Here is a 23,718-nt window from a genome sequence, read left to right as displayed (position 1 = left end):
TACCCGCCGGAAAATCGGAGGCATCCGCCCGTACTGCGCACGTAGCGTGCGTCTCCATGACTGTGATCGTGCGCGACTTCCGCCCCGCGGACGCCGAGGCCTTCGCCCGGGTACGGCGGCTCGCCCTGCCCGTGCTCATCTCCACCGCCGAGTCGGTCGTCCACGACATCGGCCACGCGCACCCCGACGCCCACTACCAGCTCCTCGTCGCCGAGGAGGACGGCGAGCTGATCGGCACGGTGCAGATGGGCATCGCGCACGACAGCCCGCTTCCGGGCCAGGGCTACCTGAACGTGTACGTGCACCCGGAGCGTCTGCGCCGGGGCGCGGGCACCCTGCTCACGCGCACCGCCGAGGAGCGTCTGGCCAAGGTGGGCGCGACGGCACTGTTCTGCTGGGTCCTGGACACCCCCGACAACCGGGCCTTCGCCGAGCGGCACGGTTACAGCGCGAGCCGCTCGTCCCGCTTCCTCAGCCTGGACCTGGCGCACGGCACGCTCCCACCGCTCGCCGCGGCGCCCCCGGGCGTCGAGCTGCGCTCCGCCGCGGACTTCGCCGACGACCCGCGCCCGCTGTTCGCCCTGGACGCGGAGACGACGGCGGACGAGCCGAGCGACATCGACGCGGAGCTCGACGACTACGAGCAGTGGCTCCGCGAGACCTGGCACCACCCGCTCCTCGACCAGGAGCTGACCACGGTGGCCGTCGTCGACGGCACCCCCGCCGCGTTCACCGCGGCCCGCACCGACGGTCGGGGCCGCTACTTCACGGCGATGACGGGCACCGCGCGGGCCTTCCGCGGGCGGGGCCTGGCCAAGCTCGCGAAGAACGCCTCCCTGCACCGCGCCCGGGCCGCGGGCTGCACGGAGGCGTTCACCGGCAACGACGCGTCCAACGGGCCCATGCTGGCGATCAACAAATGGCTCGGCTACGAAGTATGCACAACGGAGGTGCGCTATGTCCGTGAACTCGACTGACCCCACAGGCCTCACAGGACGCCTCGACATCGTCCTCGTCAAAGCGGGCCGTACGAAGATCCGCTACCCCGCCGACCTGCTCCACGACGACGGGAGCCGCGTCACCGTACGCGCCCCCTGGGCGGCTGACGGCGTCCGGGACTTCGGCTTCGTACGGTTCGAACCGGGCGACGTCTTCACCGAGTACTACTGGCGCGAGCGCTGGTACGCGGTGAAGGAGGTCCGCGACGGCGCGGGCACCCTCAAGGGCTGGTACTGCGACGTCACCCGCCCGGCCACCGTCTCGGCCACGCCGTCCGGCACCGAACTCGTCGTGGAGGACCTCGACCTGGACCTGTGGCGCTCCGCGGACGGCGGCACCGTACTGCGGCTGGACGAGGACGAGTTCGCGGCGAGCGGTCTCGCGAGTACGGCCCCGGAGGCCGCCGCGGCGGCCGTCGCCGCCCTGGACGAGCTCGAACTCCTCGCCCGGCGCGACGACTTCACCACCCTGCTGAAATGACGGTCGACGACTTCGCCACCCTGCTGGAGTGACGGTCAGGGACGGGCCACCACCGCGTACCGCTCGTCCTCCACCTCCCGACCCCACAGCCGGGCGTCGTCCGAGAGCCGCTCCACCCGCACGTCCTCCGTGAGGGGCGCGAGCAGCCCGGTCAGCCGCTCCGCGGACATGCCGACCGGGCTGACCGTCCCCCACACGCCCTCGACCAGCACGAGCCGCCCTCCGGGACGCAACAAACCCGACCATTCGCGCAGCACCCGCGCCGGGTCCGGCAGCGTCCACAGCACATGGCGGACGAGCACGACGTCGAACCGCTCCTCCCCCACCGGGGGCGCGGACGCGTCACCGACGAGGAACACCGCGGGCCGGCCGGCGAGCTTGGCGCGGGCCCGGTCGATCATCGCCGGTGAGAGATCGACTCCCGTCACCCGGTGTCCCCGCTCGGCGGCGAGGAGCGACAGACTGCCGGTCCCGCAGCCGAGGTCCAGCACGTCGGCCGGCCGCTCGGGCAGCCATTGCGCCATCCGGTCCGCCCAGGCCCGCCGCACCTCGGGGTCCCTCAGGCCGTGGTCCGGCTCGTCGTCGAAGGCCACGGCCTCGGCGTCCCAGTCGACATCGACGTCCCGCAGGCCGGTCGGCATCTCGCTGTCACTGTTCGTGGTCATTCCGTCAGGGTGACACGCGCCACTGACAACCGAATCGTGACAGCCGCCACTGACAGACCCCGGGCGATGAGGAACGCTCCCGTAACGGGTCTACCTCCGTACGAAAGACGACCGACGACCACGGAGCCCGGTAGACACAAGGAGGCAGCCATGCGCCGTACGACCGTGCAGAAGCCCCTGAAGAAGAGCGACTCGCGCCGTGTGCGGGACAAGGCCGACGAGCGCCCGGCGGGGCGCCCGGAGGTCCGGAAAGACATCGCGCGCACCTGGTGGCCGGACGGCTGAGCCGCCGCCCGTCAGTCCAGCCGCTTGCGGTAGTGGATCCGGGCGTAGGGCCCGTCCCCGCGACGCTCCACGACCTCGTAGCCGAACGTCGGATACAGCTGCTGGTTCTCCCACATGAGCGCGTTCGTGTAGAGCCTGACCTCGGACAGGCCGAGCACACGGGCGCGCGCGTCCACGAACTCCAGCAGCCGTCGCCCCACGCCACGTCCGTGTGCGTCGGGGTGGACGGCGATGCTGTCGAGGAACAGATGGTCCGCATGCGCCTCGACGACCACGAGGCCGATCACGGGGTCTCCCGTGACGAACACCCGTCCCGCCGCCACGTTCGCCGCGTGGTCGGCCTCCATGGGCACGGGGGCCACTCCGATGCGCTCGATGTACGGCGAGAACGCCGCGTCGGTCACGGCCCGCACGGCGGCCACGTCGGCGGCGACGGCCTGCCGGATCCCCTCGTCGTTCATGCCCGCCACGCTACCTACCTGAGCGCAGCCTGAGCACGTCCTTAAGGCGACCATAAGGATCTCCCCCACCTGCCTCCAACAGGAGATTTCCCGGTTTCCGACCGCTAGTTTCTGATCACCCCCACGGGATTCACGCCACACGGGATCCATCCCGCTCCCGGGTTCTGTCCGGCGGCTCAGGCCGGACAGAACCCGGAGAAACACCGTTCACACATGTCAGCCGAGCACCGAAAGGCATGTCGTCGGTGTGGCGTTGGCCGGGTCCAGGGCGTTGGTCACCTCGTGGAACGCGATGCGGTCGAGGAGCCCGATCGCGGCGTGCTCGGAGATGTCGGTCGCGCACAGGTCCTGGATCAGGACGTTGCGGACGTTCGGCCCGTTCAGGAACTGCGACCGGTACGGGGTGACGACCTCGTCGTACTTGGTGGCGATGACCGTGTACTTGACGCCGGGCACGGTGTCGCCGCCCGCGTTGAGTTTGGTGAGGAAGGCGGAGCCGGCGACCTGGTCGGCGAGCGCGGGTGTCGCGGTGCTCAGGAGGTCCCCCGCGCCGGGGAAGTAGTCGAGCAGTTGGGTGAGGCCGTTCAGGGTGGTGCCGTGGTTGCTGGGCGCGATGCCGACGAGGGCGTTCACCTCGGCCGCCCCGCCGAGGAACCTGAGGTAGTAGCGGGGCATCATGCCGCCCTGCGAGTGGCCGACGAGGTCGGCCTTCGCGGCACCGGTCGCGGCGAGCACCTTGTCGACGAAGTCGTCCAGTTGCTCTGCCGACTTGTCGATGGGCCCGAGGCCGTTGAAGAACGGGACGCCGGGCAGTTGCCCGTAGTCGAGGGCGTAGACGCAGTAGCCGCGGTTCACCAGGTAGGGGGCGAGCGCGAGCCAGTTGTCGACGGAGTTGGCGAGCGTTCCGTGGACGAGGACGACGGGACGGGGGTGGGCGGCGGAGGGCTTGCAGGAGTAGTCGTTCAGGCCACTGCTCGGGGCAGCGGCCTGCGCGGCTGCGGCCTGCGCGGTGGTGGCGGGGACGAGGGTGGCGGCAGAGGCCAGCAGCAGTGCGGCCAGCGGTCTGAGCACGCGTTTCCAGGGCAGCATCGGGTGATCTCCTTGCGGCTCAAGGGAGGTGCGACGACGTACGCCCTGTGATCCGGATCACGAGGATGCTGTTCCACTCGTCAAGTTACGGGCGAGTAGGTGAAGTTGGAAGTTACGCGTCAGTAAAAACTTCCAGTGACAGCTGTGAGGCACTGGTGCGCGTCACTGAACATGCGATAAAGGGGTTACCGCGGGAAAGGGCTACGAGGCCAGCGTGCCCGGCCCGATCACATGGGCGCCGAACCTGGCCCGCGCCCGGTCCGCGACCTCCTCGATACGGCGGACCTTCTCGTCCACCGGATCGAAGGTGAGCTGGTGGGTGGCCTGGTCGGCAGGGAACAACCCTCGGCGCGCAGGACGATTCCGCGGACGCGGGCGCGCTGGAGGCCGAGCCCCTCGTACATGCGGTACGCGGCGTCGGTGAACGCGGGCGAGTGCGCGGTCGGCTCCTTGAGCGTACGGCTGCGGGTCGTCGTCGAACGGTCGGCGTATCGCACGGTGAGGGCGAGCGTGCGACACACCTTCTCCAGGGCGCGCAGCCGGGTGCCCAGTTCCTCGGCGGCGGAGATCAGGGCACGGGGGTGTTCGGTCGGGTCCAACTCGTCGCGCGGGAAGGAGCGTTCGGCGGCGAGGGAGCGCGAGACCGCGTTCGGGACCACCCGGCCGCGGTCGACGCCCTGAGCCTTCTCCCGCAGTTCGCGGCCCGTGCGGGCACTGGTGAGCCGTTGCAGGGTCGACAGGGGTGCGGCGGCGACCTTGCCAAGGGTGTCGAGGCCGTACTCGCACAGGGTGCGGGCGGTGGTGGCGCCGACGCCGGGGAGCGCGGCGACCGGCTGCCCGTCCAGGAACTCGGCGAGGGCGCCCCGCTCTTCGGGCACCGCACGGGTCGCCCCGGGCCGGGAGTCGTTCAGGGCCATCCGGGCGAACATCGGGCCGGGCCCGGCTCCGATCGCGCAGTCGATCCCGTACCAGGCGAGGGAGCGCACCCGGATCATCGAGGCCAGCTCCAGGGCGTCCCGTCCGAATTACCGTTCGGCGCCGCGCAGGTCGACCAGGGCGCGGTCGGGCGGCAGCACCTGGATGACGGGCGTGAACTCCTCCAGCATCTCAACGAGGCGGGGCAGGGCGGCCTCGTCCGCCTCAGGCAGCTGGAACTGGACACAGAGGATGGTCATCCCGCACTCCCCGGGCTCTGGTGCCACAACTTCCGTCCGCTCGCGGGTCCTTCGCCCGCCGGGCGCAGATCCGCCCATGGGTGCATCTCGTAGCCGGTGGGCATCTGGATGCGCCGGTCACCCGCCGGGTCTCCCTCCGCCCGGGAGCCGGCCCGCTCCTCCGCCGGACCATCGGGCGCGGCCGAACCATCGGGCGTGGCGGAACCGTCGGGCGTGGCGGAACCGTCGGGCTCCGCCAGCCGCAGCGCCACCCCGTCCAGGCCCTCCTCCCGCCGCTGCTCCACCAGTTCGGCGAGGTTCCAGGCGGCGTGCAGTTGCAGGTCACGCCGATTGGCGCCGAAGTCGTCCAGAGCGCCGACCTGGGCGAGCCGCCCGGCCAGCGGACGGCTGGGCCGGGCCCGCTCCCAGAAGTCGAGCAGGGAGGCGTACGGCTGCCCGTCCGCGATCCGTGCCGCCTCGGCCTCGCTGATGCCGTACACGTCGGAGAGCGCCAGCCGCACACCCCAGAGGGTGCGCCGCCGCCCGCTCGGTCTCCGCCACCGCGTGCGCCATCGCGGACTGCCTCCGCACGGCGATGGTCATTGACGAATCCTTTGATCCGTGGGGCATCAGGGCGGGGCGGACCTCCGTGTCGGAAGTCGGCGCAGGGGAGCGATGAAGATGTCGTAGGCGCGTGTATCACCGACGCCGTACTTAGAGAGGTCGTCACGCTCGAGTGGGTGGATCATGCCGAACCGCAGCAACCGGATACCGGCCCGCCGCAGAGCCGTCTCGCCGTCCGCTCGTGGACTCCCACGTCGCGCAGCGCCTGGCGCCCGTCCGTGTTGATCGGGTCGGCGGCGAAGAAGGCCCGTACCATCGCGGCCCGCAGCCAGTGCGGTTACTCGCCGGAGCGACGGTTGCTCGATGACACTGACCAGGCCTGGTTCGTTCCGCCGCCGGCCACGGACTGAACCATCCAGGCCTGTAGGCGACTTTGGCCCCACACCACTCAGCCGTCACCCCCGCCTCAACGGCGCCGTCGGACAGCGTCAGTGAACTGTGGCGATTCGGTAGGCCCGTATGACGGTCTGGGTGACGGTGTTGCCCGCCTTGTCCGCTGCGTTGATCCGCAGGGAGACGTAGCCGGTGCGACTCGGGTGGTGGAGCAGAGCGCTGCCGGTGGTGCCGTGGCGGGTGACGGGGACGGTCTTCCAGGTGTGGCCGTCGTCGTAGGAGACCTGGAGGGCCAGCCGAGTCACCGCCGACCGTTCGGCACCCGTGGGGCGCTGCACGGTGAGCGGGATGCGGAAGGCGTGACCGGCGGGGGCCGTGCTGTTGAGGTCGACGGCTCCCCCGGTGCGCACGGTCAGCAGCGGCAGCGCCGAGGACGTCGAGCCGCGGGGCCGTGCCGAGGTGAAGCCCCAGGTCACCGTGGAGCGGGTGCCGAGCGCCGTCCAGTCGGCCGTGCGTGTGGTGCGGGCGGTCAGGGTGTAGCGGCGCTTGGCGGCGCTGGGGACGGTGAAGCCGATGTTCAAGGGGTCGGCGGTTCGGTCGATGACCCGTCCACCGGCGGACAGCACGACCTCGCCGGACACCCCGAAGTTGGAGGAGTCATCGAGGCGCTGCCCGGTGCCTGTCGCGGCATACGGCGCCAGGTCCAGGGACATGTAGTTGCCTTTGCGGGTGGGGCTGTAGACGGCCGGGCCGACGGGGGCCCGGTTCCAGTCGATGCTGTACGTGTGTCCGGCCTGGTAGCGACGGACCGCGGTGGTCTCGTCATGGTCCGGGAGACTGCCGTCGGGCCTGTTGTCCGTCGTCCCGAAAAGGTCCAACTGGTGCGTCCAGGTGAGTCCGGGGGCGACTGAGTAGTACTCGGTCACTCGGCTCGGCAGTGCGATGTGCAGCGTCGGGATGAACGGCATCAACTCCGCCTCGTTCGTCGGCAGATCGGAGCGCACCGCTGCTACCCGCTTGCCGCCCTGGGAGGCGTAGCGGGCATGCACGGTGGCCAGTTGCCGGTCGTGGACGACGGGGTTGGTGTCGGCGGGTATGCCGCCGTCGTGTGTCTGTCGCAAGGAGTAGCGGTAGGCGCCGCCCGAGTCCGTGCCCGTGAGGGTGGTGGAGGCGGCGTAGCGGACGCCCGGGGCCTGTGCGGTGGGAGTGGCGTACAGGGTGGCCTTGCTGCCGACGACCGCGGTGAGTGAGTAGTTGTCGATCGCCTGCCCCCCGGCCAGCGCGAGGGTGGCCGAAGTGGAGATCGCGGTGGCGTCGCGGTGGTCGGTGCGGGCCGAGACCTTGCCGGCCCTGCGGCCGTCGAGGGTCACCGTGCGGTCCTGGTCCGTGCGGATGCCCGTGGCGGCAAGCAGGGTCCGGGTGCCGGTGCGGGTGCCGGAACCGTCGAGCTCGGCGAGGCTGTCGTCGACGCCGAGGATGTCGTAGTCGTCCTCGGGCAGGCGCAGCCGGAACGTGCCGTCCCCGCCCAGCCGGATGTCCTGCTGGATGCCGGTGTGCGGGCCGACGAGAGTCAGCAGTGCGCCAGCAGCCGGCTTGCCCTCACGGTTGAGGCCGGTGACGGTCAGCGTGTGGCGCTCAGGTTCGGCGAACAGGCCGACCGCGGTACGCACCGTGGTGTCCCCGGCGGTGGCAACGACGGCGCCGCCGTAGCGGCCGACCTGGGCCTTGGTGATGCGGCCGGTGACGTTCGCGGTGGCGGTGCCGTGCGCGGGGACGGTCACGCTGGTGGCGCCCAGGGAGAACATGCCGGCCGGTGCCCGCTTGCCACCCGGGCCGTAGACGTCGAGGGCGAGTTCGAGGGTGACCGGCTGGTCGCCGTCGTTGCGGTAGGTGATCTGCCGAGTGGCGGTGGTGCCGGCGTGCGGCCAGGCGAACAGGCCCAGGTTGGCGGCGCCGGAGATGGCGTACACCTGCTGTTTCAGCGCGCGCACGATGTCGAGGCGGCCGGAGCCCTGCTGGAAGGCGGTCAGGTTCGTCAGGCCGTGCGCCGAGGAGGTCAGGGCCCGCTTGAAGTCGGCGGCCTTCCAGGTGGGGTGGGCCTGGGCGAGGAGGGCCACGGCGCCGGTGACGTGCGGGGTGGCCATGGAGGTGCCGGAGGCTTGCTCGTAGCGCAGGTTGGGCACGGGGGTGTCCATGTTGGTGCCGTCGGCGCGGGCGCCGATGATGTTCTCGCCGGGTGCCACCAGGTCGGGTTTGACGGCGTCGTCGCCGAGCCGGGGTCCCTGACTGGAGAAGTCGCTGAGCGTGTCGCGCTTGGTGGTGCTGCCGACGGTGAGCGCGGCGTCCGCGCTGCCGGGGCTTCCTACAGTTCCGTCCACACCGTTGCTCTTCGGCCCGCCCTCGTTGCCGGCGGCTACCACGAACAGGGTGCCGGTCTGGGCGGTGAGCCGGTTCAGGGCGGTGGACACCGGGTCGGTCCCGTCCGTGACGGTGTCGCCGAGGCTCATGTTGACGGCGACGGCGTGCTTGGCCGCGGCCCACTCCATACCGGCGATGATCGCGCTGTCCGGGCAGGCGCCGCTGTCGTCGCAGACCTTGCCGATGAGCAGTCTTGCGCCCGGCGCGACGCCCGCGTACTTGCCTCGGGACGCGGCGCCCGTGCCGGCGATGGTGGAGGCGGTGTGGGTGCCGTGCCCGAACCCGTCCTTGATGCTGGTGCCGGTGAAGACCTTCGATTCAGCGATGCGTCCCTTGAAATCGGGGTGGTTGGCGTCGATACCGGTGTCAAGATCCGCGATCAGCACGTTCTTGCCGGTGATGCCGGACTTCCAGACAGTGGGAGCACCGATGATCTTGTTGCTCTCGTCGTCGAGGACCTTCGCTCTGCCGTCCAGCCAGAGCTTGCTGACGCGGCTGGACAACTGACCCTTGAGCAGTGACCGCCACAGACCGCTGGTGCTCTTCTTGGGCTGGGTGAGGGTGCCGCCGTTCAGGGCGGGCAGGGTGCGGCCGAGGTCGGCTCCGTGTGCGGTGAGGGCGGACCGGGCGGCTGCCTTGTCTGCCCGTTCCATGACGATCAACGGCAGTGAGTGCGAGCGTGCGTCGTCCTGACCGATGCGGATCAGCTCCGTGACGTCGAACAGCCGCGCGTCCAACGTACCGGTGGACAGGGAGCGCTCGGCGTCAGCGGGAACCACGCTGATGTGCTGCGTCCCGGCACGGAGGGTGCGTACGAGACGGAAGCCCATGTCCTCGCGGCCCTTGCCGGGCAGCACGGACACGGCGGGGGCCTTGCCGCCGGGCTGGGGGCGCAGGGTGACCCGGTCCCCGGTGATGAGGGTGACGGTTCTGGCTGTCCCCGCGTGCTGCCCCACCGACGCTGCTTCGGGGACGACGGCCTGCGCGACCGGTCCCGACACGGCGACCGCGACTGTCACCACACCTGCGAGGGCGGGGAACATGCCCCACCTGACTGACTTGGGCAGCAATGCCTACTCCTTCGGTGTCCGGCTCCATACCGGAATCGGATAGTTCGTCAACTGTCTGGCTGATGAGCGAGCTTCGGGCCGCCGTTGGCCGCTCGCGGCAGGAGCTCGATCACGTGTCGAGGGTCAACTCCTGCTGAGAGTCAGGGAACGCTCGGCGAGTGATCTGTCGGCGGGCGTGCTGGGGCTGGGAGTTCCGTTCGCGTGTACGGGGATTTGGCGTACGAGGATGAGTGGGGCGGGTGCTCAGAGGGTGGCGCGCAGGTGGCTGACCGTGACGAAGTGGTAGCCGCGGGCGCTGAGGGTACGCAGGATCTGCGGGACCGAGGCGACGGAGGTGGGGTGGATGTCATGCATCAGGACGACGCTGTTGCGCTTCGCCTTGTCGATGACGGTCTGAGCCACCTTGGCGGCGTCGGGGTACCTCCAGTCCTCGGTGTCCACGTCCCACAGCACCGGGGAGAGGCTGGTGGCCGACCGGACGGTGGAGTTGATGGCGCCGTAGGGCGGGCGGAAGAGGGTGGGCTCCTTGCCGGTGGCGGCCTTGATGGCGGCGCTGGTGCGGTTGAGCTGGGAGGCGATCTGCTCGGGGGTGAGCCTGGTGAGGTCGGGGTGGTTCCAGGAGTGGTTGCCGACCTCGTGCCCGGCGCGGGCCTCGGCGCGGACCAGGTCGGGGTGGGCGGCGACGTTCTGGCCGACGGTGAAGAAGGTGGCGCGCGCCTTGTACTGGGCCAGGTGATTCAGCAGGGTCGCGGTCTCGGGAGCCGCCGGTCCGTCGTCGAAAGTCAGTGCTATGCAGGTGACCTTCTTGCAGTCGGTGTCGTCGTCGCCGGAGGCGGTGTGGGTGGGGACGGCCGGGGCGGGGGTGTTCGTCGCGCCCAGGTCGAGCGAACGGCTGGGCGTCATGGTCTGCCGCTGGGCGCGCTTGCCGAACGCGGACAGCCAGGGGGCGACCGTCTTCTTGGAGAGGGTCACCAGGTAGGCCCCGGCGGCCGGGGCGCCCACCTCGCCGCTGTCCAATTTCACCCGCAGCCGGCCGTCGGCGGTGAAGTCCATGTCGTCCAGAGAGGCGGCGCGGGAGGCCGGGTCGGAGAAAGCGCCGTCGAAGGTGGCCGCGTCGAAGCCTTCGCGCCCCTTGAGCTCACCTTTCAAGGCGGTGATGAAGGCGTCCCTGGAATCGTCTGCGATGAGCCCGAGGCCAGTGTCGTAGTCGCCCGCGTCGCCGTCGTACCAGTACGTCCTGGCCGACAGCCCGGACCCGGCGCCACTGCCGTCCTGTGTGGTGAGCCGGACGCCGAGCACATCACCGGAAGCCACCAGGAACTGGTGGCTGACGTTGAGCTCGCCGACTGAGCCGTTACTGCACGCCCCCTCGCGGAAGGTCGCCAGGCGCTGCTCCACGTCCTTCTTCATCGCGGCCGTCATCGCCGTCGCGCCCGGCACGTCCGGGTAGCTCGTGGCGAAGGGGCAGGAGCGCTGCTCGCTGCTGTTGCTGACGATCTGCAGGCCCTTGATCTTCGACGGGTCGACGCTGCGGACGGGTGAGGGGGATGTGGCAGCGGCTCGTGGCGGGCCGGCGGCTGCCGGCTCCGTGGAACCGGGGGAACAGGCCGTTGTGATCGAGAGTGTGCCGAGCAGCAGAAGCGAGGGCAGCAGGGTGTGAGTGCGCATGTGTGACCAGAACCTGGGTGAGGGGAAGGCGGACGCCGTCGGCGGGCGCCGCGGATGTTCTGGTCACGAGCGTCCAGGTCAGAGGCGTTTTTCAGCGACCCTCGGCGCCACTCTGAAAAATCCGGTCCTGGTCACCGGCCGCGTCAGTTGCTGGTGGCGCAGACGCTCTCGTACGGCGCGTCGGGGACGTAGGACCGCCATTGCGCTGCGGTCAGTCCGCCCCCAGTGCGCGCGCAGACCTGATGCACGACCAGGTCCGGGCCGACGGGGAAACGCTGGAGCGGCACATGGGGGCTGCTGGCGTAGACCGTGCTGCCGTCCTCGGCGAAGGCGAGGGAGCGGATCTCGTCGCCGGGCGTGGGCAGGTCGGTCCCGAGAAGCTGCTGTCCCTCGGTGTCCCACAGTCTCAGCGTCCCGTTCGCGCCGCCCACGGCGAGTGTGCCGCCGTCGGCGGAGAAGGCGAGCGCCCCCACTGCCTCCGGTTCGCCCCGGGTGGCCGTGTCGGAGGTGCCGGTCAGTGCGCCGGTGCGGTCTCGGAGCACGCCGTCCCAAAGAGTGACGTGCCCGGTGGAGTCGCCGACGGCGAGCTGGGTGCCGTCAGGGCTGAAAGCGAGCGAGGTGACCTGGCGGCCGTCGGCAAGCGCGCGTCCACTGACCCTTTCGGCCCCTGGATCGATGTACTGATCGTCGGAGCTCACGAACAGATCTCCGTCCGGTCGCCCGGCCAGTGCCTTCCCGGAGAAGCCACGCACGGTCCTCGATCGCCGGTGGTCGCGGGAGTTCCAGACCTCCGCCGCGGAGTTGCCGACGGTGGAGCGGACGGCCAGCAGGGTACGGCCGCCGGGTCCCAGGGCGAGGTCCGTGGCAGGGCGGTCGGCCGCGCCGGAGGTGTCGAAGACCGTACGGATCCGGTGTGTCCGTACGTCCCACACGGTGAAGCGCAGCCGCAATGAGCCGTGAGAGGACGCGGTGTCGGCGATGGCCAGGGCGCGGCCGTCCGGACTGAATGCTGACAGGGGAACGTCCTCGTCGGATGTGCTCGGCAGCGGGCCGAGCCTCGCGTGCGCGAGGACCGTGCCCGTGTGCGTGGCTCGCAGCTCGAAGCGGTAGTCGGCGCCAGAACGGGTGATGGTGGCCAGGGCGCGGCCGTCCGGGCTGAGCGCGCTTGCGTCGGTCGGTGTGTTCTGCCACCGCGGGGTGAGACGGGCGCTCAGGTCAAGGGTGTGGACCGTCGCGGCGTCGAGGTAGCGCAGGAGGTCAGGCTTTCCCGGGTCCCACGTCAGCCCGGTGGCCTGGTCCTTGGACATGGGCCGGTCGAAGACCAGGGTCCCGCCGGTGGCCAGTCGCCAGACCGCGAGTTCGTGATCGTCCGCTGTGGCCAGGAACTCGCCGTTGGCGGAGAGCGCCGCCTGCGTGAAGCCGGTGCTCCCGTCGCTGGTGAAGTCGGCAAGCGGGCGTCCGCTGCGGACGTCCCAGACCAGGGCCCGCGTGCCGTAGACGGCGGCCAGCCGCCTGCCGTCCGCGCTGAACCGCAGCAGGCGGGAGCCGCCGTCCGCACCGGAACCAGTTCCGCAGACGGTCCTGTCCGCCTTCTCCCAGGCTCCCGGCAGCCGCTTGCGTCCGGCGGTGTCCCACAGCTGGAGTGGCCCGTCGGCCGGGCAGAGGGCGAGCAGGCGTCCGCCGGGGCCGACCGCCGCCGAGGAGAGCGTGCGCGCGAGGCCGGTGGTGAACAGGACCTGGCCGTCGTCCGTCCGGTGCAAGGCGGCTGTGCCCGGGCCGTCCGGCGATCCAGTGAGGTACGTCTTCCCGTCCGACGAGCTGCCCCACAGCGCCGCATTGCCCAGCTCGGCCTCGGATCTGCCTTGCGGAAGGTTCCACAGCTTGCCTCCCCCGTCCGATCCGATGACGTCGAGGAACCGGGAGTCGGGCCCGACATCGCCCACCTCCGTACCGCTCGGCAGGCGGTAGGTGGCGGTGGCCTTGTGGTCGGTCACGTTCCGGGCGGTCACCGTGGTGCCGACCACGCTGAGCAGCGTCCGACCGCCGTCGGAAAGGAAGCGCCGGACGTCCATTCCGGCCACGGGGTCGGTGAAAGCGTCGCGTTCCGGCTGTGCCAGAGACCCCAGGAGCGCCGAGCGGGACTCGGTGAGCGGGGCCATCTTCCATGCCGCCACCCCGAGCAGGGCGGCGGTGCGCGGATCGGTGGAACGCAGACTGTCGGCCACCGTGGCCAGGCGGCGAGCAGTGGCCTTTGCGGACTCCTCCTGGCTCACCTCATTGCGCTGCCAGGCAACCAGGCCGGCGGCCAGCGCCAAGACGAGGAACACGGACAGAGCGATGGCCAGGGAACGCGTCCGACGCGCGGTGCGGGTCTCGGCCTCCCGCTCGGCGCTCTGAGCGGCCAGGGAGGCCCTGAGGAAGTCTCTCTCCAGCTGGGTGAGGTCGTCGCCCGGCTGACGGGCGAACAGTTCCTCGGCCCGGGCCAGCCTCGTGCCCCGGTACAGAGCTCCAGAATCACGCGCCAACTCCTCCCACCCGCGCGCCGCCTCACCGAGTTGGCGCTGGGCGCGCAGCCTCTCCCGGCTCTCCTCGATCCACCCCGCAAGACGCGGCCAGCCGCTGATCAACGCCTCATGCGACAGCTCCACCATGTCGCCGTCCAAGGTGACCAGACGCGCGGCGACAAGACGCTCCAACACGCCCTGCGCACCGCTGCCGAGCTCGGCACGCGACGCAGGACGACGTGTGTCGGCCGTGCCGTCGCCAGGAGCGATCAGCCTCAGCAGAATCCGCCGCGCGATACGGCTCTGCTCCGCAGACACCTGGCCGTACACCTCCTCGGCGGTCGCGGCGATCGCGCCCCGTACTCCGCCCGTCCCCTCGTACGCCGCCAGCGTCAGCAGGCGGCCGCGCCGACGGTGCCAGGTCTCCAGCAAGGCATGAGAGAGCATGGGCAGCGCACCCGGCTGGTCGACGACCTCGTCGATGATCCGGGCGGTGAGGGTGCGCTCCACGTTCAGTCCGGCGGCGGCAGCCGGGCCGGTGATCGCCTCGCGCAGCTCGTCCCGGCTCATCGGCCCGACCAGCAGGCCGGCCCGGCTGACGGCCGTGGCCAGCTCCCGGTGTTCGGCACAGTGGCCGTAGAAGTCGCCACGGACCGCGACCACCACCCGCAGTCCGCTATCCGGACGCCGGGCCGCGAGCAGCAGGTCGACGAACCGGTCGCGTTCCGCACGGTCGTGGCACAGGGTGAACAGTTCCTCGAACTGGTCGACGATCACCCAGGTCTCCCCGTCCCCGTCGCGCGGCACGAGCGCCTCCGCGTGCGTGCGCGCGGGCAATTCCCCCGGCGCGAGCACGCGAATCACCGCAGGCCGCTCCGCCCCCGCCGCCGCCTGCCGCAGGCTCGGAATCAACCCCGCCCGAAGCAGTGACGACTTGCCGCTGCCGGACGGCCCGAACACCGCGGCGAACCGGTGCTCGCGCACCAGCCCCACCAGCTCGGCGACGAGCGTCTCCCGCCCGAAGAACAGATCACTGTCGTCCGGCTCGAACCGCGCCAGCCCCCGGTACGGCGGCTTCTCGTTCGGCATGGGCGCCCGGACCTCCGCATCCGCCTCCCGCCAGCGGCGCTCCCACTCTTCAGCGTCTGCGCCCAGCGCATCGGCGTACGCCCGCACCACCGCCAGCGACGGCAGCTGATCACCGGCTGCGGCCTGGGACATCGCGGTGATGGAGTAGCGCGCCCGCTCGGCCATCTCCCGGTACGGCGGCTTCCCGGCCTTCTCACGGAGGAGCCGCAGTTCGTGCGCGAACCGCTGCACGGGACCGGCGTCAGGATCGACCGGCTTCTCACGTCGTCCCACCGGCAGCACCTTTCACACGCATCAGGCGCTCAAACTACGTTTTTCACTCGACCCCCCGCAATCCCGTCTGACCTGTGACGCTGCCCACGGGGCACCTCGCCCCCCGGCTCGTCGGGCAGCACGTGGGTCCTTGACGTGGTCACCGCGCTCGTTTGCTGCTGAAAGCAGCGGACGCTGCCCGGCTGACACGTATCCGGCATGCGAAGAACTTGTCGGCATGGGTGGACTCGCTGAATCCGAGCCGACGGGGCGATGACTGTCACCGAATCACCGTATGAGCGAGCAACCATTCGGCCTCGGGCAGGATCGAGGCCTTGAGCTTGGCCGAGGGCGACGCTTGCCACTCACGCTCGATGATCAGCTCGCCCATGGCGCGGGAGAGGAAGGGTGTTCAGGCGGTCCCACACCAGCACGATCGGCGTTCCAACGGATTGACAGCTGTGACCACGCCCCGATGAGGCCGCGCACATGGGAAGGACCATGATTGGGGTGTTAAGTTGACACGCCCGGCAGGGGGAGGGCTGCTTCAACGGTCCAGCCTCCGTCTGGGCGAACCCCCATCGTGGCCCGGCCGCCGCACATTGCCGCGCGTTCGCGCATGCCGATGATGCCATGGCCTGGCAACGCGTCCGGTCCCGCGTGCCTGCCCTCGTCATCGACACGGAGGTACACACCGTCAGTCCGGTAATCGATCGTCAGGGTCGCGCAGGGCGGCCGGGCATGGCGGCTGACATTGGCGAGAGCCTCTTGGAGGATGCGGTAGGCCGTCAGGTCCAGCATGCTCGGCAGCGGCACCGGTGTTCCATTGATGACGATCTTCACCTCGGCACCGGCCCGGCGCGCACGGTCAGCCAGTTCGTCGACGTTCGCCAGCGAGGGTGGAGCTGCGGTGTCCGCGCCGCCCCCCTCGCTGCGCAGAGTGCCCAGCATGCTGCGCAGCTCGCCGAGGGCCGTGTCGATCTCCTCTCCGATCTCGTCGAGGACATCGCTCTCGGATGTCGCCGGCAGCCTTCGGACATGGCCGGCGGCGGTGATCCGCATGGCAACCGCACTCAGCCTGTTGGCTACGACATCGTGCAACTCCCGTGCAAGACGCAACCGTTCGTTGTGTGCCGCGGTGCGTGCGTCCAGTTCGCGCAGCCGCTCAGCCTGCGCCGCCTGCGCGGTGGCCAGTTGGATCCGGCCTCGTACGGTGTCAGCGACAGCGCACAGAACGAGCGGGACAAACGTGAAAGTCATGGCGTCGTAGACAGTCATCACGGGTGGGGTGCTGTTCTGGTTCATCATCCGGATGTGCTGCTGAGCGTCCAGTGCGACAGAGACACCGAGTAGGGCGATGGCGCTGTGCCGCATACGGGCGGTGCCCTCGGCGATCTGGCTGAACACCACCACCCACACCGCAGCCTGGGCCATGGTTGGCACCAGCCCTGCATCGGGAAGGGAAACGACCCCGACCCATGCAACCAGGTATCCCGACCCGGCAACGACCAGTGCCGCCACCGGGCGCGCACGGCGCCACATCACGGACAGACCCAACGAGGTCCCGGCAACGACGCTGACCGGCAGCCCGTACATCGTCACGCCGAACCAGTAGAGGTCGCCCAGGTCGAGCGCGGCTGCCACGGCAACAAGGGCGATCACCGTCGCACGATGCGAGCGGGGTGCGTCGGGCGAACTGCTCAACGTGCCGAGCATGAGGACTCCGTTACGGCGCCCCGTCGGGGCGCTGCTGTGGTTGTGATGCCGATACCCCGGGTTCCGCTGCTGTGTAATGGCCTCGTCGGCGCTCCCGAGGTCGCAATGGTGGAAGGGGCGCATCGACACCGGCCTGCCACATCAACTCGAGCGGCCCCTGCCGAAAACCCTGCAGCCACACGCCCGCAGAGCGAAAGAATATCTGACTGATCACCGCCCAGAACAGTAATCCCGGCACTCTCCGACCGGCCCAGGTACAAGCTTCAGTCGCCGAGGACGTCAGGGCGATAGGTCCATCGCTTCGCACATCTGCCGCGCTCGTAGCGGCATGTCGGCTGCGGCGAACACCGCCATGATCTGCTGGTAGGCCGGATGCTCCGGCAGCTTCGGCGCCGGCGGCGCGGGCGGCTGCGGATCGGGCAGCGCCAGCAGTGTCTTGCGGGTGATCCGGACCTCCTCGGAGGCCCGATCACGTCGGTGGCGTCCGCCCATGCGGGATCCATCCCGATGACGACGAAAGCCCCCGGATCAGGTCGAGCCTGTACGCCACTTTCGGACAGCCTCCGCCACAACGCTTACCTCTACGCGTCATCCGAGGAATCCGGCACCATTCCAGCCCGACTGGCAATGAGGGCTGCCTGTACCCGGGTGCGGGCATCGAGCTTGGTGAGCAGGTTCTGGACGTGATATTTGACGGTGCTCTCCTCGATGTGCAGGCGGTGCGCTATCTGCGTATTGCTCAGAGCCCGGCCGAGCAGAGCGAGGACATCCCGCTCCCGTCGTGTCACTTCGGCCGGCAGCTCGTAGGGGGTGTCCTCCGGAACGGACACTCGCTCGATCAGCCTTCTGGTCGGCCCAGGCGAGACGAATCCTTCCCCCCGGGCAACTGCTCGGATGCCCTCAAGCAGGGTGGCGGCACTGTCCTGCTTGAGCACGAAGCCCGCGGCTCCTGCTCGTAGGGTGCCGAACAGGTACTCGTTGAGATCGAAGGTGGTGAGCGCGAGAACAGCCGGCGGGCTGCTTGCGCTCCTGATGCTACGCGTTGCCGCCACTCCGTCCATTCTGGGCATACGGATATCCATGACCACGACGTCCGGACAGAGCCGGGCAGCCATGTCGATGGCCGCCTCGCCGTCGGCGGCTTCACCGACCACTTTGAGGTCAGGCTCGACGTCGATCATGATGCGCATGCTGGAGCGCACCATGTCCTGGTCGTCAGCCAGCAGTACGGAAACCGTCACGGGACTTCCTTCCTCAGGGGCAGAGACGCCTCGAACGTTCAACTGCCATTCGACATAGGGCAGGCGGCGGGCTCACGATTGCTCCACCTTCGCGTAGCCCGATGATTCCATGGCCCGGATAAGAGGCACGCGCAATGGCGTCCCGCACTCCGTAGTTGGTTACGCGCACACGCAGATGATCGCCTCAATGTCCGGGCAAGTAGTTCCGTGCCACGGAAGGTCCAACAGCCGCACAAAGGGGGCGGTGGCCGCACAGCGGGAGCGTATCCGAGGCCTCAGGATTGCTTGAGCCTCTCTGCCGCTCGCTGCTGTTCACCAGCCCCCGGCTCTGCAAGCCGGGGAAGCGTGCGCGAGGCAGAACCTAGCCCTTCGGAGGGGGACGGCTCTACGCCTTCCGTGATGCGATGGCTCGTCAAGTAGCCCACTCCACACGGACGTTCGGCCACGTGCGTTCCGTGTCGAAGGGGGACTCGACCACAGACTCCGCAGTCATGGAGGAACATTCGTGCACCTCAATGCCCCCCAAGGGGCGCGCACCCGCAGCAGACTGGCAGTAGGCGTCCTGATCACTACAATGTTCGGCCAGTTACTCGCCGGCACCTCTGTAGCCAGCGCCTCGCCTACGGCGCCGACGACCGGGCGCATGACCTGGAAACCCTGCGTCTCTCCCGACGGCGCGTCCGGATTCGAGTGCGCCACCCTCAAGGTGCCCGTGGATTGGAGGAAGCCGCGCGCCGCGACCATCGACCTGGCGCTCAACCGGCTCCCGGCCACCGACCGCGCCCACCGGATCGGCTCCCTGCTGATCAACCCCGGAGGACCGGGCGGGTCCGGCGTCGACTTTGCCTTCTCCGCCCCAGACTCCTTCTCACCGGCCCTGCGCGCGCGTTTCGACATCGTGGGCTTCGACCCTCGTGGCGTCGGACGCAGCAATGCTGTGATGTGCGATTCGGATCTGATCGTTGCCCAGAACAAGCTGCTCTTCCCGGGCGATGCCTCCGCGTTCACCGCCCTGCGCAAGTCGAACGGTGCCCTCGGCCGCAACTGCCGGGACCTCACCGGGAAGCTCTTCGACTACATGGACACCGCGAGCGTCGTCCGCGACATGGAAGCCATCCGGGCCGGCCTCGGCGAGCGCCGGATCAGCTACTACGGAGTCTCGTACGGCACCAGCATCGGCCAGCAGTACGCCGAGCGTTTCCCGCGCCGCATACGGGCGATGACCCTCGACTCCAACATGGACCACAGCCTGGGCGCCTGGCCCTACCAGAAGACCGAGGCCGTGGCCATGGAGGAGTCGTTCGGCCAGTTCGCCGACTGGTGCGCCCGCACCACGTCCTGCGCCCTGCACGACCGTGACGTGCGCGCGCTGTACAAGTCGCTCGCCCTCCGCGCCGCCGACGGTATCGTTCTGCCGGGCGAACCGCCCCGCACCTACACACTCGCGGAGCTCCGGAACGCCGCGCTCGGGGCCATGTACGACCCGTCCTCCTGGTTCGAGTTCGCTGCGGATCTCGCTCGCCTGGATGCCTCGAAGGGCAGCCCGTCTCTCACCCCGCGGGGGCACGGCAGGCCCGAAGAGTACGGGTACCTGGCGGTGACATGCCAGGACAACGACTTCGGACTGCGGTCGTACAACACCCTCGCAAGCTACGAGCGCAAACTGGCCCGTATCTCCCCCGTCACCCGGGTCAACCCCCTGGCCTGGACGGACCTGACCGGCTGCCAGAACTGGCCGAACAAGGTGACCAACCCGCCGCACCGGCTGCGGGTCAACGGCACTCCGCCGATCCTGATGACCAACAGCCGTTATGACGTGGCCACCCCACACTCATGGGGCGCCAACGCAGCCCGCCAGATCGGCCACGAGGCGGTTCTCCTCACCTATGACGGAGTCGGGCACGGCGACTACTGGATGAGCCCGTGCGCCCAGGGCGCCATCGACAAATATCTTCTCACCCTCAAGACGCCCCGCAAGGGCGCCCACTGCCCGGCGGTCTGGCCCACCGGTACCGCCGCCCAGCGCCAGCCGAGTGGTGGCCTCGTCAACCCGCTGCCGGGATTGCTGGGGCCGACGGCGAGCCGGTGACCTGGCCTGATTCAACAGCTTGTCTGACATGTCGGCGCGGGAGCTCGACGCCCCTCCCGGAACGGTTCCCCGCCGACCTGTCTGCTGCACGACAACACCCCAACTGAGAGGCAGCCAATGGTGCGTTCACGCATAGGTAGGCGTATACACCCTGCCGGGACGGTGGTCCTGGCTCTCGTCGCAGCGGGATCTGTGCTGGCGGGCCCCGCACTCCCCGCTTCCGCCTCGGGTCCAGCCACCCAGGCCGATCTGCGCGCGGACGTGAACCGCGACGGGCGGATCGATGTCACCGGCGACACCGACACATCTGGCGAGGACAGCTGGTCCGTCAGTCGCGGAGCAGTCCACCTGCCCAACCTCGACGACGACACCAAGCGGTGCCCCGTCACCGGCCCCGGCGGCAAACCACTGTCCAACGCCAAACTGGCCGCGTGCAACGACGCCTCGGACACGAAAGTCAACGGCACGGCGGACGCCGCCGACCTCGCCAGGGTCCGATCCGTACCCATGCCCGGCGTTCCCGCGGACGCCGAAGGCAGCCTGAAGGTCACCACAGGGACCAAGCAGACTCACGTCTTCCTCAAGCGCTCCGGGACATGGACCCTGGTGACCTCCCGGACCCGGCTGACCGCCGCCGAGCTGCGCTCCGGCGTGGGGTTCGGCGTCGAGGCCACCGACGTGATCCGCGACAGCGCCCGGTGGGACGGCAGGGCGGTGATCCGCCTGACGGTGAAGTCGAGCGCCGGGACGTCATCCGACTCCGTCACCCTGCGCACCGCTCCGCTTCTGACCCAGCATCACCTCCAGGGCACCCAGCAGGTGATGGTCACCAAGGTCCGCGGCGAGGGCGAGTACGGGCGCCTGCAGCGGAAGTTCGTCAAGGAACTGGCGAGGGAGGTCAAGGCGGCCGGCATCACCACACCGCTGGTCACCTTCGAGAAGTACGGAGATCCCTGGGCCCAGGACTTCGTCGAACCGGCATACGTCAGCATGACCGGAGCAGGAGGCCGCCCGCAGGTCATGCGTGTGATGCTGCGCTCCGCCCAGCTGGACCGGGTAGCCGGCCGGGAACTGTTCGAGAAGATCCGCGGTCGGGACATGGGCGTCGTACAGGTCACCGACCCGGCCCCGCCGGACGACTGGTCACTCAACTCGATGGGAAACCTGGAGACGATACCTCCCTACGCGCACAACGGGCGCTCGTACCCGGCCGGGCGGATCATCATGGGCGAACGCAAGGGCAGCGACATACGCCCGTCCAAGGTGATGCGCACGATGCTCACGTCACAGGGCCTCCAGAGCCCTCTTCTCTTGGACACCTCCTGGCTGGGCGTCGGACACGTCGACGAGTTCGTGCAGTTCCTGCCCGCCGACACCAGGCGCGGCTGGCGGATCGGCCTCGCCGACCCGAGCGCCGGGCTGAAGCTGCTGCGCGACGCCAAGCGCGACGGCCACGGCCGGACGAAGGTGTTCTCCGTCCCACGCATGAACGGCGCCCCCGCCCCGAAGGAGACCATCGACCAGGCTCTTCGCTCGCGGCACCTCGTGGCCGACAACGAGATGGCCGCCAAGCGCATCGCTGCCAACCTGGAGATCCTCAAGCGGGAGACAGGCGTCACCGACGACGAGATCGTACGGGTACCCGCCCTGTACACCCGTGATCTGGAGGAGCGGACCGACGACGGGCAGAGCATCCCCGTACCACGCCTGACACGCATGGGTGCCGACTCCGCCCTGGTGAACAGCCTCAAGGAGCACGGCCAGCAGAAGTGGCTCGCCGACAAGCCGGTCACCTCGCGCGCGACGACTCCGGCGCCGGTCATGACCAGCGCATACGTGCCCGGAGCAGTCAACGGCGTACTCCTGGGCCGCGACCGCTATCTGGCCCCCCGCCAGTGGGGTCCGGTCATCGGCGGCAAGGACATCTTCACGGAGGCGGTCACTGCCGTCTACACACAAGCCGGTCTGAAAGTGTCGTACATCGACGACTGGTACACGTACCACCTCGGCCAGGGCGAGGTGCACTGCGGCACCAACACCCTGCGCGACGTGTCGGCCGCATGGTGGGCAGGCTCTGCTCGGTGAGCAGCAGTTACCGGCCTTGCCGGGCGGCTCGGGTACACAGCTGCATCGACCTTGTTGTCGTGTTGTCGTCAAGGTAAGGCCGGTCATGAGCGACCGCACCGCCTCGGCCGAAGGAAGGCCCAGGTCAGCCGGTACATCGGTGGGGCTATGGGGCGTGAACCCGGCCGGCCCGAACAGCGTACTCGGCCAGTACCCGGTCGACCCAGGGGCGGCACCCGAAGCAGGAGCGAGGGGCCTCCCCCGCACGAGCTCTCCGCCCCTGGGGCTCAGGTTCTGGTGGTCGTCGCAACACCCCAGCTCAAGGGGTGCGATGGACTTCAACATCCGGGAGAACCGGAAGCCGCGGGGCTCAAGAAACTGACGCATGGGCGGGAGGCATGCCTCCTGATCATGCGTCAGGGCCTGAGCAACACCGGAGCCTGCCGGATCCGCGGCATCAACCGTCGGACAGGCAAGCGCTGGCGTTACGGAACCGACCCGACCGGAGGCCATATCGCCGACCGGCTGCGCGAGAAGGCGTCGGTCCGTCAGGACTCAACCGAACTCGGCCGCAGCCTCTTCTCCATCAGCCGCGAGACGCGAAGAACATGACGACGAGGTCGAGCAGCGCCGTGCGGCTCATCACACAGTGCAGACCGTGCACCGCCACCAGTGCTCCGGCAGGCAGCCCAAAACCGTCGAGCGGAACAGGCGGCGTCCTGTCCCGCAGAGCATCAGCAACGACAGCGTGCTCAGGACCGCCGTCATCAAGCGCCAGCCGAAGGCAGTGAGGCCGAACGTCCACTCGCCGAGGGCGATCACCCAACCCACTTGCCCGTCGGCGGATGCGCGACAAAGGCCCCGACATCGGAGAGCGGGACCACCTGAGGGTCAGCCAGGATCTGCGGTCGGAGACTCGCGGTCCGGCCAGATGCCCTTCAGCCGAACTCTACGGATCATGTGTCTCTGGCGTAGTACGTCTCGTCGAAGACGACGGCGTGCGGCCGGCCCAGGCGCCAGCAAGACCAAGCGGTCGTGCACGGACATACACGCCGCTCGACGTGCAAGGAAGCGGCGTAGCCGCCGCTCCCAGGAGGTCGCTGGCGATCCGCCGCCTTCCATGGCATACCGACGAACGCGGTCGCGTTCTCACGGATCACGTGATCAGCTTCCAGCTCGCCAAAAGCAGGACAAGTAGGGATCAGTTGTCTTGCGGTCGGTGGTAGTCACGCCGGCTCAGGCAGCCCTGACCCGTCGGAGCCGCCTGCATCTGGCCAAGTCGCTACCTGGTGGTTGAGTTTTGTGTCGGCATAGGAACCGGCTCGGGGGCTGAGGGGCGGTGCGGCATCGGGACCGGCTCGGGAGTTGAGGGACGGTACGGCATCGGCGTCGGCCTGGTGGTTGACGTGCAGGTCGGCATCGGAACCGGCTCGGGGGCTGAGGGGCGGTGCGGCATCGGGACCGGCTCGGGAGTTGAGGGACGGTACGGCATCGGCGTCGGCCTGGTGGTTGACGTG

The 23,718-nt window shown here is 69.5% G+C and carries 16 protein-coding genes and 3 pseudogenes; 7 read left to right on the top strand and 12 right to left on the bottom strand.

Features of this window, described 5'->3' with window-relative positions:
* The first annotated feature begins 56 nt into the window (after positions 1-56).
* Positions 57-977, top strand: a complete 921-nt coding sequence (locus AB0959_RS16805; RefSeq protein WP_366827145.1) for a GNAT family N-acetyltransferase — start codon at positions 57-59, stop codon at positions 975-977.
* On the top strand, positions 958-1,479 hold the full coding sequence (locus AB0959_RS16800; RefSeq protein ID WP_366827144.1) for a DUF402 domain-containing protein: 522 nt from the start codon (positions 958-960) through the stop codon (positions 1,477-1,479). The genes AB0959_RS16805 and AB0959_RS16800 overlap by 20 nt, the downstream gene beginning before the upstream one ends.
* 35 nt (positions 1,480-1,514) lie before the next feature.
* Here the strand turns inward: AB0959_RS16800 and AB0959_RS16795 are convergent, their stop codons facing one another.
* Positions 1,515-2,144 carry a class I SAM-dependent methyltransferase gene (locus AB0959_RS16795; RefSeq protein ID WP_366827143.1) on the bottom strand — a complete coding sequence of 210 codons (630 nt, stop codon included), beginning with the start codon at positions 2,142-2,144 and terminating at the stop codon, positions 1,515-1,517.
* A gap of 150 nt (positions 2,145-2,294) precedes the next feature.
* Between AB0959_RS16795 and AB0959_RS16790 the strand changes: the two genes are divergently transcribed.
* Positions 2,295-2,429, top strand: a complete 135-nt coding sequence (locus tag AB0959_RS16790; RefSeq protein WP_366827142.1) for a hypothetical protein — start codon at positions 2,295-2,297, stop codon at positions 2,427-2,429.
* Positions 2,430-2,440: 11 nt separating this feature from the next.
* Here the strand turns inward: AB0959_RS16790 and AB0959_RS16785 are convergent, their stop codons facing one another.
* The 4 genes and pseudogenes from AB0959_RS16785 to AB0959_RS16770 form a co-directional block, all read right to left on the bottom strand.
* Positions 2,441-2,890, bottom strand: a complete 450-nt coding sequence (locus AB0959_RS16785; protein WP_366827141.1) for a GNAT family N-acetyltransferase — start codon at positions 2,888-2,890, stop codon at positions 2,441-2,443.
* A gap of 216 nt (positions 2,891-3,106) precedes the next feature.
* Complete coding sequence (locus tag AB0959_RS16780; RefSeq protein ID WP_366827139.1) at positions 3,107-3,979, bottom strand: alpha/beta fold hydrolase; 873 nt, start codon at positions 3,977-3,979, stop codon at positions 3,107-3,109.
* Positions 3,980-4,180: 201 nt separating this feature from the next.
* Positions 4,181-5,154, bottom strand: a pseudogene (locus AB0959_RS16775) (hypothetical protein).
* Positions 5,151-5,660 (bottom strand): annotated as a pseudogene (locus tag AB0959_RS16770) (hypothetical protein); the annotation flags it as partial. The pseudogenes AB0959_RS16775 and AB0959_RS16770, both read right to left, overlap by 4 nt.
* A 213-nt stretch (positions 5,661-5,873) precedes the next feature.
* Between AB0959_RS16770 and AB0959_RS16765 the strand changes: the two are divergent.
* The gene (locus tag AB0959_RS16765; RefSeq protein WP_366827138.1) at positions 5,874-6,107 is read left to right on the top strand and encodes a hypothetical protein; all 234 of its coding nucleotides are present in this window, start codon (positions 5,874-5,876) and stop codon (positions 6,105-6,107) included.
* Between the two features lie 78 nt (positions 6,108-6,185).
* Here the strand turns inward: AB0959_RS16765 and AB0959_RS16760 are convergent, their stop codons facing one another.
* The 6 genes from AB0959_RS16760 to AB0959_RS16735 all read right to left on the bottom strand — a co-directional run bounded on the left by AB0959_RS16760 (position 6,186) and on the right by AB0959_RS16735 (position 18,048).
* A complete protein-coding gene (locus AB0959_RS16760; RefSeq protein WP_366827137.1) occupies positions 6,186-9,578 on the bottom strand; it encodes a S8 family serine peptidase in 3,393 nt (1,130 codons plus the stop codon).
* 243 nt (positions 9,579-9,821) lie between these two features.
* Positions 9,822-11,246 (bottom strand): polysaccharide deacetylase family protein, encoded by a 1,425-nt coding sequence (locus tag AB0959_RS16755; RefSeq protein ID WP_366827136.1) that lies wholly within the window; start codon positions 11,244-11,246, stop codon positions 9,822-9,824.
* Between the two features lie 143 nt (positions 11,247-11,389).
* The gene (locus tag AB0959_RS16750) at positions 11,390-15,112 is read right to left on the bottom strand and encodes a hypothetical protein (protein WP_366827135.1); all 3,723 of its coding nucleotides are present in this window, start codon (positions 15,110-15,112) and stop codon (positions 11,390-11,392) included.
* 492 nt (positions 15,113-15,604) lie between these two features.
* A complete protein-coding gene (locus AB0959_RS16745) occupies positions 15,605-16,807 on the bottom strand; it encodes a histidine kinase (protein ID WP_366827134.1) in 1,203 nt (400 codons plus the stop codon).
* Between the two features lie 279 nt (positions 16,808-17,086).
* A complete protein-coding gene (locus AB0959_RS16740) occupies positions 17,087-17,299 on the bottom strand; it encodes a hypothetical protein (RefSeq protein ID WP_366827132.1) in 213 nt (70 codons plus the stop codon).
* A gap of 89 nt (positions 17,300-17,388) precedes the next feature.
* A complete protein-coding gene (locus AB0959_RS16735; protein ID WP_366827131.1) occupies positions 17,389-18,048 on the bottom strand; it encodes a response regulator transcription factor in 660 nt (219 codons plus the stop codon).
* 643 nt (positions 18,049-18,691) lie between these two features.
* Here AB0959_RS16735 and AB0959_RS16730 point away from each other — a divergent pair.
* From AB0959_RS16730 to AB0959_RS16720, 3 genes are all read left to right on the top strand, one after another.
* Positions 18,692-20,137: an alpha/beta hydrolase gene (locus AB0959_RS16730; protein ID WP_366827130.1), complete on the top strand. Its 1,446-nt coding sequence runs from the start codon at positions 18,692-18,694 to the stop codon at positions 20,135-20,137.
* A gap of 117 nt (positions 20,138-20,254) precedes the next feature.
* Complete coding sequence (locus AB0959_RS16725) at positions 20,255-22,222, top strand: protein-arginine deiminase domain-containing protein (RefSeq protein ID WP_366827129.1); 1,968 nt, start codon at positions 20,255-20,257, stop codon at positions 22,220-22,222.
* 276 nt (positions 22,223-22,498) lie between these two features.
* Positions 22,499-22,813 (top strand): hypothetical protein, encoded by a 315-nt coding sequence (locus AB0959_RS16720; RefSeq protein WP_366827128.1) that lies wholly within the window; start codon positions 22,499-22,501, stop codon positions 22,811-22,813.
* On the opposite strand, the pseudogene AB0959_RS16715 reads toward AB0959_RS16720, so the two are convergent.
* A pseudogene (locus tag AB0959_RS16715) lies at positions 22,803-23,268 on the bottom strand (phospholipid carrier-dependent glycosyltransferase); the annotation flags it as partial. The gene AB0959_RS16720 and the pseudogene AB0959_RS16715 sit on opposite strands and share 11 nt — an antisense overlap.
* Positions 23,269-23,718: the final 450 nt, after the last annotated feature.

It is taken from the genome of Streptomyces sp. NPDC046862, from assembly GCF_040704615.1.
Lineage (GTDB): Bacteria > Actinomycetota > Actinomycetes > Streptomycetales > Streptomycetaceae > Streptomyces.
Note: the sequence above shows the minus strand (reverse complement) of the source record. Positions and strands in the feature narration are given on the sequence as shown.

Bases quoted from the DNA above. Each gene is read 5' to 3' on its own strand.
- AB0959_RS16725 (WP_366827129.1), top strand. From the start codon at position 20,255: ATGGTGCGTTCACGCATAGGTAGGCGTATACACCCTGCCGGGACGGTG.
- AB0959_RS16805 (WP_366827145.1), top strand. From the start codon at position 57: ATGACTGTGATCGTGCGCGACTTCCGCCCCGCGGACGCCGAGGCCTTC.
- AB0959_RS16745 (WP_366827134.1), bottom strand. From the start codon at position 16,807: ATGCTCGGCACGTTGAGCAGTTCGCCCGACGCACCCCGCTCGCATCGT.
- AB0959_RS16785 (WP_366827141.1), bottom strand. From the start codon at position 2,890: ATGAACGACGAGGGGATCCGGCAGGCCGTCGCCGCCGACGTGGCCGCC.
- AB0959_RS16755 (WP_366827136.1), bottom strand. From the start codon at position 11,246: ATGCGCACTCACACCCTGCTGCCCTCGCTTCTGCTGCTCGGCACACTC.
- AB0959_RS16795 (WP_366827143.1), bottom strand. From the start codon at position 2,144: ATGACCACGAACAGTGACAGCGAGATGCCGACCGGCCTGCGGGACGTC.
- AB0959_RS16740 (WP_366827132.1), bottom strand. From the start codon at position 17,299: ATGGGCGGACGCCACCGACGTGATCGGGCCTCCGAGGAGGTCCGGATC.
- AB0959_RS16780 (WP_366827139.1), bottom strand. From the start codon at position 3,979: ATGCTGCCCTGGAAACGCGTGCTCAGACCGCTGGCCGCACTGCTGCTG.
- AB0959_RS16730 (WP_366827130.1), top strand. From the start codon at position 18,692: ATGACCTGGAAACCCTGCGTCTCTCCCGACGGCGCGTCCGGATTCGAG.
- AB0959_RS16790 (WP_366827142.1), top strand. From the start codon at position 2,295: ATGCGCCGTACGACCGTGCAGAAGCCCCTGAAGAAGAGCGACTCGCGC.
- AB0959_RS16800 (WP_366827144.1), top strand. From the start codon at position 958: ATGTCCGTGAACTCGACTGACCCCACAGGCCTCACAGGACGCCTCGAC.